The organism is Ruegeria sp. BI12, from assembly GCF_056537985.1.
Genome location: NZ_JBQFSL010000001.1, coordinates 1,855,323 through 1,869,104, shown reverse-complemented (window position 1 = coordinate 1,869,104; position 13,782 = coordinate 1,855,323). Strand labels below are relative to the sequence as shown.

Here is a 13,782-nt window from a genome sequence, read left to right as displayed (position 1 = left end):
CTTTCTTTATCAGTGCGCCGCGCGAATGAATGTGCCGTTGCGCAATTCTTTGAACGCTTGTTCCAGTTCGGCCCGCGTGTTCATGACAATCGGTCCGTGCCAAGCAACAGGCTCATCAATCGGCGCGCCCGAGATTAACAGGAACCGAACACCTTCTGGACCGGCCTGGACTGTGACCTCATCACCGGTTCCGAACCGAACCAGAGTGCGATCGCCGGACAGGTCGCGGATGTTGACCTCTTGTCCCGCGACCTCTTTTTCCAGAAGTATGCCGGTTGGTTGCGAAGCGTCTGCAAAAGCTGCCTGCCCTTGGAAGATATAGGCAAACGCTCGACGGTAGGTGTCGATGCGAAATGTCTTTTTCACGCCAGCCGGAATCTGCACGTCCAGATATTGCGGATCGGCAGCAATGCCGTCCACAGGACCTGTCTTGCCCCAGAACTCTCCAACTATGACGCGTACGGTGGTGCCGTCATCATCAGTGACCTCGGGTATCTCCTTGCTTTGGACATCCTGATAGCGGGGCGCGGTCATCTTTTGATCCGAGGGCAGGTTACCCCACAGTTGAAAACCGTGCATTTGGCCTGCACCATTTCCCTTAGGCATTTCCTGATGGAGTATCCCGGACCCTGCGGTCATCCACTGAACATCGCCTGCGCCCAAAGTGCCGGTGTTGCCCAGCGAATCCGCATGCTCGACCGATCCGGATAGGACATAGGTGATGGTCTCGATACCGCGATGCGGATGCCAGGGGAAGCCTGGCTGGTAATCCTCGGGGCGCTCATTGCGGAAATCGTCGAACAACAAGAACGGGTCAAGCTCGGACGGGTCCTGAAAGCCAAACGCCCGGTGCAATTTGACGCCTGCGCCTTCCATGGTTGGCATGGCTTTGCGGGTTTCCAATGTTGGTCTAAGGGACATGATGGCCTCCTGAAGTTGAGACGATCATGTATGTTGTCGGTGATATGGGTCAATTTGCGTGCAAACACGGATGCTGTGCGTAATTTAGCATTCCACTGCCCTCTGTTTTTCGTCGGGCAAAGCGGCTAAACCCGATCGAAGCAGAGCAGGGGACATCAATGCAACAGGAAATTCTGGCCACGGTCCGGCCATCATCATCCAGACGTTGGATCGGAGTGGGGATGCTGTCGACCGTTGGGGTGCTGGTCATCTATGTTGCTTTGACAACTCCACCGGAACCTGTCTGGCTGATTTTTTTGCTGGTTGTTGGTGTGTCGGCGTTCTGGCTGGCCTATCGCATGTGGCTTGCAACCAGCGATTGGATCGAATTGACGGAAACTGAAATCCGGACCGGGTCAGGGCAGGTGATTGCACGTGTCGAGGATATTGAAGGTGTCGATCAGGGGGTATTTGCGTTCAAGCCGTCAAATGGATGTTTGTTGAAAACAAAAGAAAGCGCAGAAAAGAGCTGGGCGCCGGGATTGTGGTGGCGACTGGGTCGCCGGATTGGCATAGGCGGCCTGACTACGGCCGCCGAAACCAAATTTATGCTCCAGATGCTACACCCACTGCTGCATCCTGCTAACAAAACTGATCAGAAACATCCCCTTTGACGATTGGAACAAAACGCGGGCGCGTGAAAATGAAATTTTCGAAAGTATGATCTCTGTCCAGCCAATCGGTGTCCAAAATTGGCACATAGGGTTTTGTCGTTTCCACAATGATCATGGAGTCAGCATTGGCCATTGCCGGAAGCTTTTCAATTAGCGGATCAAGGTTGTCATTGGTCCAGGTGCCATCAAACCCACAAGCTGTCGACCACTCCACATTATAGCGCTCTTCCGTGCCAGCATCTACATCCTCGGCAAAGTACTGAATAACGCTCAAACGCATTTTTAGCGTCGAATTGTCCCTTACCATACGATTGTAAATCGAATACATGGACCCCGCGTAAGTATCGGTAATCTCATTCTCACTCTCACGTGAAATCAAGTCGCTGACGGTGTACGCAGCTTTCAGGTTCGCCGTGCTTTCGACAAAACCATCAAAATACGTATACGTAAGTGTGACGCTCCATACGAGCATTGGGATTATCAGAGCGGACTCCAAGGACAGGTTGCCATTTTCCTCGCCAGAAAAATTGCCAATCAAGTGACGGATGCGTGAAATGGGGCGCGTCATATTAAGGCTCCTGAACAAAAGTGGTCGTCGCCGTAAGTGTGACCAGACCATCATCACCAGACACAGCCCGACCCATTGCGGTCGTGGGGATAATTGGGTCAAATTTTATACAGGCGCGCATGATCATCAGCGCGTTTGATCCTCCGTTAGAGAACTCGCGGACTGGCTTGGCCTCTTCGGCTCGGTCGACGCAGTCCGGAGCAGCGGGCAGATTTACACCGCTATACGGATCCTGAACGATCATCTCCAATTGCAGGTTGTTAGAGCATGCTGGCATTACCACCATATGTTCGCAGATAGCATCTTTGATCGTATCATGCTCGGTGTCTGGCAAATTGATCCCAAGGCGAATGTCGCGCACGACCAGATCCATCGATCGATCCAGCATCGCTTTCTGAATCGAGACCATCGAATAATCGATGACGCCCAGAATGAAAAACATGTAGAGAGGGAACCACAAGGCGAATTCAACCGTTACGGAACCGCGCTCTGATCGTTTGAACCCGGCCGTTTTTTTCAGAAGACTGAGGGTCATTGCGTCAACCTCAGACGTTTGATTGCGGTAGCAATGGATTCAAACACTTGCGTAATTGTTTGTTCGCTTTCTCCGAGGCCGCCACTCTTTTTGACTTCGTAAAAGAACCCTGCGCCGCTTGAACAATTATCGATTGCGGTAACGCCCACGTCGGGTGCTTCAAACGCGATGCCATAAACATCAATGTCCTTACTCTTGACCTGGGTGCAGATATCAGAAAGCCGGGTGTCTTTTTCGGATCGATAAACTGTGGTGAATGCGTTGTCATACCAAGTTTGATTGTGGTTGGACTGCCAAGCGTAGTTATATTCGGCATTCCAGTCCAAAGTGACGCGATTCCACAATTGCGGGTAGGTCAGGCGCACCGATTGATCAACCGCTTCGCCGCCAAAGGGCTCGGACTGACCTGCCAGTTCCTGTCTGGTCCAGTAATACTCAGGTGTGTCTCCAGGGGCCGAGGTGAGGACGCTGTATTCGCCGCCGTACGTGTCGGTCCTACAGCGGAGATAACCATACCGGTTATACCAACAACTTGTGACTTCGTGCTCATAATTGGGGTTGTACCAAACATCCGAAGCTCCATCGCGGTACGCCTCGTTCAGAATCCAGTTTTCGGTATTTTCGCCATCGGTCATGACAATCATGATCTTTTTGACGTTCGCTTCGTACTTCATCGGACGGTTGTCAAACACGGCCGGGACAATCTTCTGTGGCGCAAGGCCCGTGTTGATGTCCAGACCCGTGTCCGGATCCACGGCATCGGGGTCGGCGTTCTGCTTTGAAAGCTTGTTTATGACTGGCTGGAACTGAGGATCCAGCAGCGCAGCACCCCATTTCACGCCAATATCAATCGACGTGTTTCCGCCCGGCGACATGGCTGCGATCTGATCGTGCAAGTCGGAAACAATATTCGTCATTGCCGTAATATCGCTGCCCGCTCGGGTGGTGCAGACCGAGCGCGAGACATAGTGTAATTCATCTGCATAGTCGTCATTATAGTTTCTGCGATCGAAGTGCGCCGTTCGATTGAGGCTTTGGTCCGGATCAATCGCGTTTTCTTTGAAATCGCTATCTACAAAGTCAACGCAGTGTGAATAATTATGTTCGGTCGTTACGCCCGGCATGTTGCTCAGGATATTTTCACCGGCATTCACTTGGTTGTTGTACGGAATGATCGAGATCGAAATCTTGTCCGGGTTCTCTTTCTCGTACATCGTTGTCACGAACTGGGTGGCGGCGTCCTGAAGGGCTTCCATTTTTGTTTTGTCTTCCGTCGCGGAATCCCAGCTCATTGAGCCGGAAATATCCAGAACCATCGCGATTTCGATCGCTCCAATGGCCTCTTCCGCGACGCTTGTTACCGAAGCGGTTAGCGAGGGATAACCAAAAAACCACATGAAGTGCGTTTTGACGTCGACCGCCGCATTCGCGGTAACTTTTCTCGCCCCGGCGCGAGGATCATCTTCTACTTCGGGTTCGCCGATAAGCTTGCCGTGGACGTCGGACTTCTCAATGTAAGACTTAACTACGTCCGAAGGAGGTAGTTTTTGTTTCACGTTGGCTGCGGCAAGAACGGCGCGGTCCAGCGTACCCTGTAGGCTCGCTCTGTCGCGTTCAAAGTTCATAATATCAACGCCAATACCTGCCGTCGCAAATATGAGCAAAAAACCAACCACAACGAAGATAATGAATGCGCCACCTTCCTCGTCGCGTGAAAATCGACGAGCAACCGCGGCTGCATTCTTATAATTCTTGGTGTTGCACTTAAATACGCGCATTTTCATCTAGCCGACCTCGCTGAGCAGACATCCGGCGCTGCTAAGGAAAAGTTAACGTTTGAAAACTAACGGCGAATCGTGGCGTGAATTGGGCGGAAGTGCCCGAGATATGGCAACTTTGGGCGTGAAGTGTAGATAATTGAACGGCTTTTCGATCTCTGTTTTCCGTCAGGCGACAATATTTCGGCACTTAGGCCCGGAGCGCGACTCAGCCCGGCCCGAGAGTCTTTGTGATGAATTCGGGTTTTATTGTTGCTTAAATATTGATCGTTTAGGCAATGGGTGCGACAAAACGTCAGAACGCTCGTCGTTCGTCGGCACGGAGGATTACATGACGGCCATTAATGAACCAAGCTTTCGCGAAAGTGTAGATTTGATGTTTAACAGGGCGGCGTCCCTTATGGACCTGCCGCCGGGGCTTGAGGAAAAGATCCGGGTCTGCAACGCCACCTACACCGTTCGGTTTGGTGTCCGCCTGCGCGGCGATATTCATACTTTCACCGGTTACCGCTCGGTTCATTCCGAACATATGGAACCTGTTAAGGGCGGTATTCGTTACGCCCTTGCTGTGAACCAGGACGAGGTAGAGGCGCTTGCCGCCCTGATGACTTATAAGTGTGCTCTGGTCGAAACGCCCTTTGGTGGATCAAAAGGGGGATTGTGTATCGATCCCCGAAAATACGAAGAGCACGAGTTGGAGCAGATCACCCGCCGCTTTGCCTATGAGCTGGCCAAGCGCGATCTGATCAACCCCTCGCAAAACGTGCCAGCCCCCGACATGGGAACGGGTGAGCGTGAGATGGCCTGGATGGCGGATCAATACGCTCGGATGAACACGACGGACATCAACTCGCGTGCCTGTGTGACCGGTAAACCACTGAATGCAGGCGGAATCGCTGGCCGGGTCGAGGCGACAGGCCGAGGTATCCAATACGCGTTGCGTGAGTTCTTCCGCCACCCGGAAGACATGCAAAAGGCAGGGTTGACCGGCAAACTGGATGGCAAACGTATCATTGTTCAGGGCCTGGGCAATGTGGGTTATCACGCTGCGAAGTTCCTGAGCGAAGAGGATGGATCCAGAATTGTCGGCATCATCGAGTGGGATGGTGCGCTCTATAATCCCGACGGGATCGACGTGGAATCCGTACGCCAGTGGATCGTCAAGCATGGCGGCGTTAGTGATTATCCCGATGCGACACACTCGGCCGAGGGTGGGGCAGTTCTTGAAGAAGACTGCGATATCCTAATTCCTGCTGCGCTGGAGGCCGTCATCAACCTGTCTAATGCCGACCGGATCAAGGCACCTTTGATCATTGAGGCCGCGAATGGCCCAGTGACTGCCGGTGCAGATGAGATTCTGCGCAAAAAGGGTACGGTGATCATTCCGGACATGTACGCAAACGCGGGTGGTGTGACGGTTTCCTATTTTGAATGGGTCAAGAACCTCAGCCATATTCGCTTTGGCCGTATGCAGCGCCGTCAAGAAGAGGCGCGGCACGAGCTGATCGTCAGCGAGTTGGAGCGGTTGGATCGTTACCTGGGTGATGCCTGGTCGATGTCGCCGGACTTTAAGGCCAAGTATCTGCGCGGTGCTGATGAGCTGGAATTGGTGCGTTCCGGTCTCGATGACACTATGCGGATTGCGTATCAGTCGATGCGTGAGGTTTGGCACAGCCGTGATGATGTCGAGGACCTGAGAACTGCGGCCTATATTGTGGCCATCGACCGTGTCTCAAAAAGCTATCGCGCCAAAGGGCTGTGATGGTCTGAGAACCCGGGCAATCTGGCTTTGTCAGGTTGCCCCAGCCGCGAAGATGGGGTCCCTTGGTCCCGTCAGATACGCCGAAAACGGTAATGGCAGGCAACGTCCGCTACAGGTAAGCTGCAGCGACAGAATCGATTACCGGAGTACCCCATGTTGCGTATCGTCCTAGCCGCCGCTTTGCTGGCCACCCCCTTAGCTGCGGAAGAGACCAAAGAGCAAAGCTGCAAATATCAGGCTGATGTTGTTGCGGCGATTCAGAAGGCTCGGCTGGACCGTGTGAAAGAGCGCGACGTGCCGCAGGCGGTCGCCGATACAGGCCCGACCTGGCCCGAGAACTACAATGCGGCCATCCCGTTGATCGCGCCATGGGTTTATGAGCAAAAGATGCGCGACGTGCGCAAAAAGGATTTGGGTGCCGCCTGGCTTGAGCTGTGTTTGCAGCAATAATCCACAGCCTCATCATTTCCCTGTGGACAAACGCGCGTCATGCCCTTGGCGCGCGTTCCTGTTTCTGTCAGGTTTGACCCATGTCTTTGCCCCCCGGATTTCTGGATGAACTGCGCACCCGCCTTAGCCTGTCTCAGGTCGTCGGGCGTAAAGTCACGTGGGATGCACGCAAGTCCAACCAGGGCAAAGGTGACATGTGGGCGCCATGCCCGTTTCACCACGAAAAGACCGCGTCCTTCCATGTCGATGACCAGAAGGGGTTTTATTACTGCTTTGGTTGCCACGCCAAAGGGGACGCGATCAGCTTTGTGAAAGAGACCGAGAATGTCTCGTTCATCGAAGCGGTGGAGATTCTGGCGCGGGAGGCGGGCATGCCGATGCCCGCGCGTGATCCAAAAGCTCAGGAAAAACAGGATCGCCGGTCGCAACTGGCCGACGTGATGGAACAGGCGGTGCAGTTTTTTCGCCTGCAGCTCAAGACCGGGGCAGGGGGTGCTGCGCGAGACTATCTGACGCGTCGAGGTTTGGATGCTCAGGCTCTGGACCGGTGGGAGATCGGTTTTGCACCTGACGGTTGGCAAGGGCTGTGGGATCACCTGCGCGGCAAAAATGTTGCCGAGGACCTGATCCTTGGCGCCGGGCTGGCCAAGCCCTCGAACAAGGGCAAAAAGCCCTATGATACGTTCCGCAATCGGATCATGTACCCCATCCGCGATCCGCGCGGTCGGTGCATTGCATTCGGCGGGCGGGCAATGGACCCCAACGACAACGCGAAATACCTGAACTCGCCCGAGACCGAATTGTTCGATAAGGGTCGCAGTCTTTATAACCACGGCCCGGCACGACAAGCCGCCGGCAAGGGGCAGCCCTTGATTGTAGCCGAAGGGTATATGGATGTGATCGCCCTGGCCGAAGCCGGGTTCGGAGCGTCGGTCGCGCCGCTGGGCACGGCTATTACCGAACACCAGTTGCAGCTCCTGTGGCGCGTCTCAGACGAGCCGATCATAGCGCTGGACGGCGACACGGCGGGTTTGCGCGCCGCGATGCGTGCGGTTGATCTGGCCTTGCCGCTGCTGGAGGCGGGTAAATCCCTGCGTTTTGCATTAATGCCCGAGGGCAAAGACCCTGATGACCTGCTGCGCGCCGAAGGATCGGGGGCCGTTCATGCGGTATTGGAAGGCGCGATTCCAATGGTCAAATTGCTGTGGCAGCGTGAGATTGAAGGCAAAGTTTTCGACAGTCCCGAACGCAAGGCGGCACTAGACAAGTCATTGAGGGAAAAGATTAAATTGATCCGCGACCCTTCGATCCGGTCGCATTATGGGCAAGAGATCAAAGATCTTCGCTGGCAGTTGTTCCGCCCGCAACGCCAGCCGCAAAACCGCCAGTGGCAGCCACGCGGCAAGTGGCAACCCCCAAAACAGCCGGCAACTCCGGGTGCGCGCTCGTCTTTTCTGGCGTCGTCTGAAAACGCAGACATCCAGATGCGCGAGGCCGCTATTCTGGCGATTGCCGTCCTGAACCCCTCTGTCGTGATCCAATTCGAGCATCAGCTTGAAGAAATGGAATGCCATGATCCCGATCATGCGGCTCTGCGCGCCGCCATTTTGCGACACGCGATCGACGACCCCGATCACCTTAAAGACCACATTATCGAAACTTTAGGCGGCGAGATCCTTGAAAACCTGCTGGCCCTTCGCCATGTCGCAGTTATCCCCTGTGTGTTCAAACCAGGCGACGTTGAAAAGGCCGAGATAACGCTGGCCGAGGAACTCGCGAAAATCAAAGCGCTCCGGGGGTTGGATGCCGAGATTGCCGAAGCTGCAGAGGAACTGTCCGATCTTGCTGATGAGGCGCTGACCTATCGGCTGGCCCAGGCCGCCGAAGAGCGTAACCGCACAAGCCGCAGTCAGAACGAAGACAGAGCGATATTCGACGTCGCCGACAACGGCGCACGAATCAACCGCGACGAGAAAGACGCGTTTCAGGCGATCATGTCTGGCATCAATTTTGAACGGAAACGGCGATAAGTGGTGTTTTCGTAAGGCACTGGAAAAGAAAAACGGGTAAACGGGTGGCCGAATCACTTCAACGCGCTAATGATTCGGTACAAACGAATCACCCATCCCTGCAGGAGCATTGAATGGCCGCCAAGGATACGAACGAAGACCGCAAATCCGAAGAGCAGGAACAGGAAATCTCGCTGGACATGAGCCAGGCCCAGGTCAAGAAGATGATCGCTGAGGCTCGCGAGAAAGGTTACATCACCTACGACCAGCTCAATCAGGTTCTGCCGCCTGATCAGGTGAGCTCGGAACAGATCGAAGACGTTATGTCGATGCTGTCCGAGATGGGCATCAACATCATCGAAGATGAAGAGGCCGAAGAGGAAGAGAATAAAGGCTCGACCGAACTGACGACCACCGACAGCAATCGCGAAGTTGCGCTGTCTGGTGCGGCGACCGAAAAGCTGGACCGGACCGACGACCCCGTGCGCATGTACTTGCGCGAGATGGGCAGCGTCGAACTGCTGAGCCGCGAAGGCGAGATTGCCATCGCCAAGCGGATCGAAGCAGGTCGGAACACCATGATCGCCGGTCTGTGCGAAAGCCCTCTGACTTTCCAGGCGATCACCATCTGGCACGACGAACTGTTGTCGGAAGACATTCTGTTGCGCGATGTCATCGATCTGGAGGCCACGTTTGGCAACCAGATGGACGAAGACGGCGACGTTGAAGAAACTGTTGTCGATACATCAGCCGTTCAGGCCGCCAAGCCTGCCAAGGATACAGGGCCTGAGTTGGATGCTGACGGCAATCCGCTCAACAACGATGACGATGATGACGACGACGATCAGGCCAACATGTCGCTGGCCGCGATGGAAGCCGCGCTGAAAGATCAGGTGCTGACTACGCTCGAGCGGATCTCGACGGACTTCTCGATGCTGTCGGAAATGCAGGACAGCCGGATCTCGGCGACTCTGAACGAAGACGACACGTTCTCGGAAAAAGAAGAGGCGACCTATCAACAGCTGCGGTCTGAGATCGTCGAACTGGTGAATGGTCTGCACCTGCATAACAACCGTATCGAAGCGCTGATCGACCAGCTTTACGGCATCAACCGCCGTATCATGTCGCTGGATAGTTCGATGGTGAAACTGGCGGATCAGGCACGTATCAACCGCCGTGAATTCATTGATGCTTATCGCGGGCGCGAACTGGACCCGAACTGGCTGGCCGAGATGGCAGAAAAGCCGGGCCGGGGTTGGCAGATGTTCATCGAACGCTCGACCGCCAAGGTCGAGGAACTGCGCAACGATATGGCTCAGGTCGGTCAGTATGTCGGACTGGATATCCCTGAATTCCGCCGCATCGTTCAGCAAGTTCAGAAGGGTGAAAAAGAGGCACGTCAGGCCAAGAAGGAAATGGTTGAAGCCAACCTGCGCCTCGTGATCTCGATTGCCAAAAAGTACACGAACCGCGGCCTGCAATTCCTTGATCTTATTCAGGAAGGTAACATCGGCCTGATGAAGGCTGTGGACAAGTTCGAATACCGCCGGGGCTACAAGTTCTCGACCTATGCGACGTGGTGGATCCGTCAGGCGATCACGCGTTCGATCGCGGATCAGGCCCGCACGATCCGTATCCCGGTCCACATGATCGAAACGATCAACAAGCTGGTCCGGACCGGTCGTCAGATGCTGCACGAGATTGGTCGCGAGCCGACGCCGGAAGAACTGGCCGAGAAGCTGCAAATGCCGCTGGAAAAGGTCCGCAAGGTGATGAAGATCGCCAAAGAGCCGATCTCACTCGAAACGCCAATTGGCGACGAGGAAGACAGCCAGCTGGGCGATTTCATCGAGGACAAGAATGCCGTGTTGCCTTTGGACAGCGCCATTCAGGAAAACCTCAAGGAAACGACCACTCGGGTTCTGGCCTCGCTTACGCCGCGTGAGGAACGGGTTCTGCGGATGCGCTTTGGCATCGGTATGAACACCGACCACACTTTGGAAGAGGTCGGCCAGCAGTTCAGCGTGACCCGCGAACGTATTCGTCAGATCGAGGCGAAAGCGCTGCGCAAACTCAAACATCCCAGCCGATCGCGCAAACTGCGGTCATTCCTGGATCAGTAATCGAAAAGGCGCCTCAACCGAGGCGCCTTTTTCTTATCTGTTCACGCGTTGATCACGGTGACCGGTTCAAACCTCAAATTGGCGAGAACTCACAAGTCATGCAGCGATGTGGCCCCTATTTCTGCCTTGTCCACTCATGGGACAGGCCGGGGTGAGGCTGTGCCGCTGACGACCCCCGGCCACCCTTTCCGTGTTACGGTTCCAACCGAGTGCGGAACGTGCTGGGTGCCTGACCGGTCCAGCGTTTGAAAGCCGTGGAAAACGCAGGTTGATCCGCATAACCCAGCGAATAGGCGATTTCCGATAAAGGCATCCCGTTGGTGATAAAAGTCTGCGCCAGATCACATCTCAGGTCTTCGACAATCTCACGATAGCTTGTGCCTTCGTCATTCAACCGTCTGGCAAAGGTGCGCGGGCTCATCCCAAGGTTCGAGGCTGCGTCGTCCGCCTGAATAATCGCGCCGGGCATCGACCGGGTGATCAGCCCCTCGACTTGCGCCCTGAGTTTTTGCGCGGGCTGGTCACTTTCGGCCTGAACCCTGTCGCCATATGACAGAAGATGCTCGCGCAGAGAGGGGTCATATGTCGGCACCGGAAGATCCAATGAAGACAGCGTCAGTATAATTTCCAACCGTTCTGAACCAAAGGACACAGGAAAGCCCGCTAGTTTCTGAAACTCTTTTCTGGCTTCGCCGACCTCGTGCTGAAAGCGGATTTCGATAGGAAAGAAACTTGTCTGCGTTAGCGAGCGTATGCGGGCGAGGGCCGCGAAAATCAAAAATTCGGTACGACGGTGATATCGGGCAAAACTGGCATCCTTCCAGTCGGCTTCGATTGACGCAAAATTTCCAGAAACGCGCAGACTGAAGAATAACGCCGGGTCTATCATCCCGTGAAATCGCGACGAGTTTTCGATCACCTGCTTCAGATCACGCGAGTATTTACTGATATACGCCGTCAGGCTGGAGGATGACCTGAAGCCAAGCCCAGCACTGGCCGAAAAGGTGATGTCATGCAGCGCGTCGCAGGCGTAGCGGACAAACAACGCCTCTTTGTGTGCGCTATAGGCTGTTGCAGGTGGCGCAATATCGCTGCGGCTCAAACCGGATTTGGCCAGAACGCGATCCCCAATCGAAGGATCTTTTGCCCGTTGATCCAACGTTTTGGACAACACTTGAATGCGCGCAATATCGACGTCCATGTTCAAACCCGAGTTAGCAGCATGTTTCTTATCACAGTCGAAATTCCGGCCGCTGGTGACAGTGTTGTCACCTATTCAAATGACAATGGCTGAACTTCGCAAGACTACAGTGACCATCAAGCGTATTTTCCGCGTGCTGTCGGGTTAGGCCTTGTGGGGATGAGGCCAGAGCCCAGGAAACTTGTCGCGCAGATGACCCGAGGCTCCCCGACACATCCTATTTCGCAAAGATGGCCCAGTGTCGCATTGCCGGAAAGGCGTAGTGGTGCGAATGTGCGTCAAATTGGGTTAGCAGGCGTAACTGATATGACCACACTGGCAACCGATGCGGCAGATGGTCAAGATTTCATTGTCTTTGACGGCGAATGCGTTCTGTGTTCGGGCTTCTTTCGTTTCATTGTCGCGCGGGACAAAGCGCAACAGTTCAAATTTGCCACCGCGCAATCGCCGTTGGGACAACGGCTGTACAATGAACTTGGACTGCCGGCCCGGGACTTTGAAACCAATCTCGTTGTGACCGATGGCGTCGTGCATCAACGGTTGGATGCTTTCGCCGCCGCGATGCACAAGCTGCCAGGGATCTGGCGTGCTCTTTCGATCTGCAAATACCTTCCAAGTATTATCAAAGACCCACTTTATTACGCGATTGCCAGAAACCGGTATGCCATCTTTGGGCGTTCACCGACCTGCATGGTCCCGGACAAAGCTCTGCGTGCTCGTTTCCTGCCCGAGGGGTTCTGAGTGCAACCCGATCCTTTTTTGCAAGCCTTGCCAATGGGAACAAGCCTGCCCAAAGCGTTGCAGGCATTGCATAACTCGGGCGGAATTTATTCCGGGCGATGCTCGGTCAAGCCGGGCAAGGGGTGGTTGGCCAAGGTCGCGTTGCGCTTTGCCAGTATGCCGCTTGGGGGTGACGACATCCCGGTGCGGCTCAGGATCGATCAAGAGGGGGGCACTTGGTTTTGGACGCGCGATTTCGATGGTCACGTCACGCAATCACGGCTGGCATTGGATCATCAAATGGGATGCGTCCGCGAACAGTTTGGACAGATTTCTGTCTGGCTGAAGCCGGTTTATGCGAACGAGCAGTTAGAGATCCAGATCCTGCGCCTCAGCTTGCTGCGCATACCCTGCCCAAAGCTGCTTTTGCCGCAATCAAAGACTGTGGAATGGCAGGATGAAGAAGGACGGTTTCGGTTTGATGTTTCAGCGCGGATGCCGCTTATCGGAGCTTTGATCCGGTATCAGGGCTGGCTAATGTGCGATCACGTCGGGACTGCCTTCGACTGAATTGATTGTGAACCAGCTTTGCCGGGTAAGAATGTATACTATTTGAAAAATCACCTCGAAACGAATGAGAGTATGATTATGAAAAAGGTTATGACTTTAGCGGTTTCGGCCGCGATCTTGCTGACTGTTCCGGTGTCGTCGGCCTCGGCCGCGCGAAACGGGTATCAAACGGTTTCCGTCAACAACACTGTATTCGAAGTGATCCCGCGGGCACGCCAGGATGTGGATGGATATTGGTGCGCGGCTGCGGACTATGCGCGTCGGACTTTAGGTGCAGGCTGGCAACAGCGTATTTATGTCTGGCGTGGCTATGGTCCCAGCGAAGCAACAGGTCGCCGCACAGCCGTTCAATTCTCGCTACAGCAACCGACAAACGTGGCACAGCAAAGCAGTTCGTTCTCAGTCGGTTTTAAGGCTGGCGAAAGTATGTCGGTTCAGGGGGCCAATGGTCGCTGTCACGTTGTTCCTAGGTTCCGTTGAACCAGGACGTAT

Annotated in this window: 13 protein-coding genes; 8 read left to right on the top strand and 5 right to left on the bottom strand. The window is 54.7% G+C overall.

Annotation, left to right across the window (positions count from 1 at the left end; genetic code table 11):
• Nucleotides 1-9: 9 nt before the first annotated feature.
• Complete coding sequence (locus tag ACR0AK_RS09545) at nucleotides 10-921, bottom strand: pirin family protein (RefSeq protein WP_480793139.1); 912 nt, start codon at nucleotides 919-921, stop codon at nucleotides 10-12.
• Nucleotides 922-1,079: 158 nt separating this feature from the next.
• Between ACR0AK_RS09545 and ACR0AK_RS09540 the strand changes: the two genes are divergently transcribed.
• Entirely contained in the window at nucleotides 1,080-1,574 is a 495-nt protein-coding gene (locus ACR0AK_RS09540; RefSeq protein ID WP_480793138.1) for a hypothetical protein, read from the top strand.
• Here ACR0AK_RS09540 and ACR0AK_RS09535 read toward each other — a convergent pair.
• Genes ACR0AK_RS09535 through ACR0AK_RS09525 form a run of 3 tightly spaced genes read right to left on the bottom strand, consistent with a single transcriptional unit; the run spans nucleotide 1,543 to nucleotide 4,461 of the window.
• Entirely contained in the window at nucleotides 1,543-2,142 is a 600-nt protein-coding gene (locus tag ACR0AK_RS09535; RefSeq protein WP_480793137.1) for a TadE/TadG family type IV pilus assembly protein, read from the bottom strand. The genes ACR0AK_RS09540 and ACR0AK_RS09535 overlap by 32 nt on opposite strands.
• Before the next feature lies 1 nt (nucleotide 2,143).
• Nucleotides 2,144-2,677, bottom strand: a complete 534-nt coding sequence (locus tag ACR0AK_RS09530) for a TadE/TadG family type IV pilus assembly protein (protein WP_480793136.1) — start codon at nucleotides 2,675-2,677, stop codon at nucleotides 2,144-2,146.
• Nucleotides 2,674-4,461, bottom strand: a complete 1,788-nt coding sequence (locus ACR0AK_RS09525) for a TadE/TadG family type IV pilus assembly protein (protein WP_480793135.1) — start codon at nucleotides 4,459-4,461, stop codon at nucleotides 2,674-2,676. Before ACR0AK_RS09525 ends, ACR0AK_RS09530 begins: the two co-directional genes overlap by 4 nt.
• A 325-nt stretch (nucleotides 4,462-4,786) precedes the next feature.
• On the opposite strand from ACR0AK_RS09525, the gene ACR0AK_RS09520 reads away from it, so the two are divergent.
• The 4 genes from ACR0AK_RS09520 (at nucleotide 4,787) to rpoD (ending at nucleotide 10,799) form a co-directional block, all read left to right on the top strand.
• A complete protein-coding gene (locus ACR0AK_RS09520; protein ID WP_170558098.1) occupies nucleotides 4,787-6,217 on the top strand; it encodes a Glu/Leu/Phe/Val family dehydrogenase in 1,431 nt (476 codons plus the stop codon).
• 153 nt (nucleotides 6,218-6,370) lie between these two features.
• Nucleotides 6,371-6,667: a hypothetical protein gene (locus ACR0AK_RS09515; RefSeq protein ID WP_170558096.1), complete on the top strand. Its 297-nt coding sequence runs from the start codon at nucleotides 6,371-6,373 to the stop codon at nucleotides 6,665-6,667.
• Nucleotides 6,668-6,747: 80 nt separating this feature from the next.
• A complete protein-coding gene (gene dnaG / locus ACR0AK_RS09510; protein WP_480793134.1) occupies nucleotides 6,748-8,697 on the top strand; it encodes a DNA primase in 1,950 nt (649 codons plus the stop codon).
• A gap of 113 nt (nucleotides 8,698-8,810) precedes the next feature.
• Nucleotides 8,811-10,799: an RNA polymerase sigma factor RpoD gene (gene rpoD, locus ACR0AK_RS09505; RefSeq protein WP_170558092.1), complete on the top strand. Its 1,989-nt coding sequence runs from the start codon at nucleotides 8,811-8,813 to the stop codon at nucleotides 10,797-10,799.
• 193 nt (nucleotides 10,800-10,992) lie between these two features.
• On the opposite strand, the gene ACR0AK_RS09500 is transcribed toward rpoD, so the two are convergent.
• Nucleotides 10,993-12,000 (bottom strand): helix-turn-helix domain-containing protein, encoded by a 1,008-nt coding sequence (locus tag ACR0AK_RS09500; RefSeq protein ID WP_480793133.1) that lies wholly within the window; start codon nucleotides 11,998-12,000, stop codon nucleotides 10,993-10,995.
• Between the two features lie 306 nt (nucleotides 12,001-12,306).
• On the opposite strand from ACR0AK_RS09500, the gene ACR0AK_RS09495 reads away from it, so the two are divergent.
• The 3 genes from ACR0AK_RS09495 (at nucleotide 12,307) to ACR0AK_RS09485 (ending at nucleotide 13,770) form a co-directional block, all read left to right on the top strand.
• Nucleotides 12,307-12,741 (top strand): thiol-disulfide oxidoreductase DCC family protein, encoded by a 435-nt coding sequence (locus ACR0AK_RS09495; RefSeq protein ID WP_480793132.1) that lies wholly within the window; start codon nucleotides 12,307-12,309, stop codon nucleotides 12,739-12,741.
• 33 nt (nucleotides 12,742-12,774) lie between these two features.
• Complete coding sequence (locus ACR0AK_RS09490) at nucleotides 12,775-13,290, top strand: DUF4166 domain-containing protein (protein WP_480793131.1); 516 nt, start codon at nucleotides 12,775-12,777, stop codon at nucleotides 13,288-13,290.
• A 90-nt stretch (nucleotides 13,291-13,380) separates the two neighbouring features.
• Nucleotides 13,381-13,770 carry a hypothetical protein gene (locus ACR0AK_RS09485; RefSeq protein ID WP_480793130.1) on the top strand — a complete coding sequence of 130 codons (390 nt, stop codon included), beginning with the start codon at nucleotides 13,381-13,383 and terminating at the stop codon, nucleotides 13,768-13,770.
• Nucleotides 13,771-13,782 lie beyond the last annotated feature (12 nt).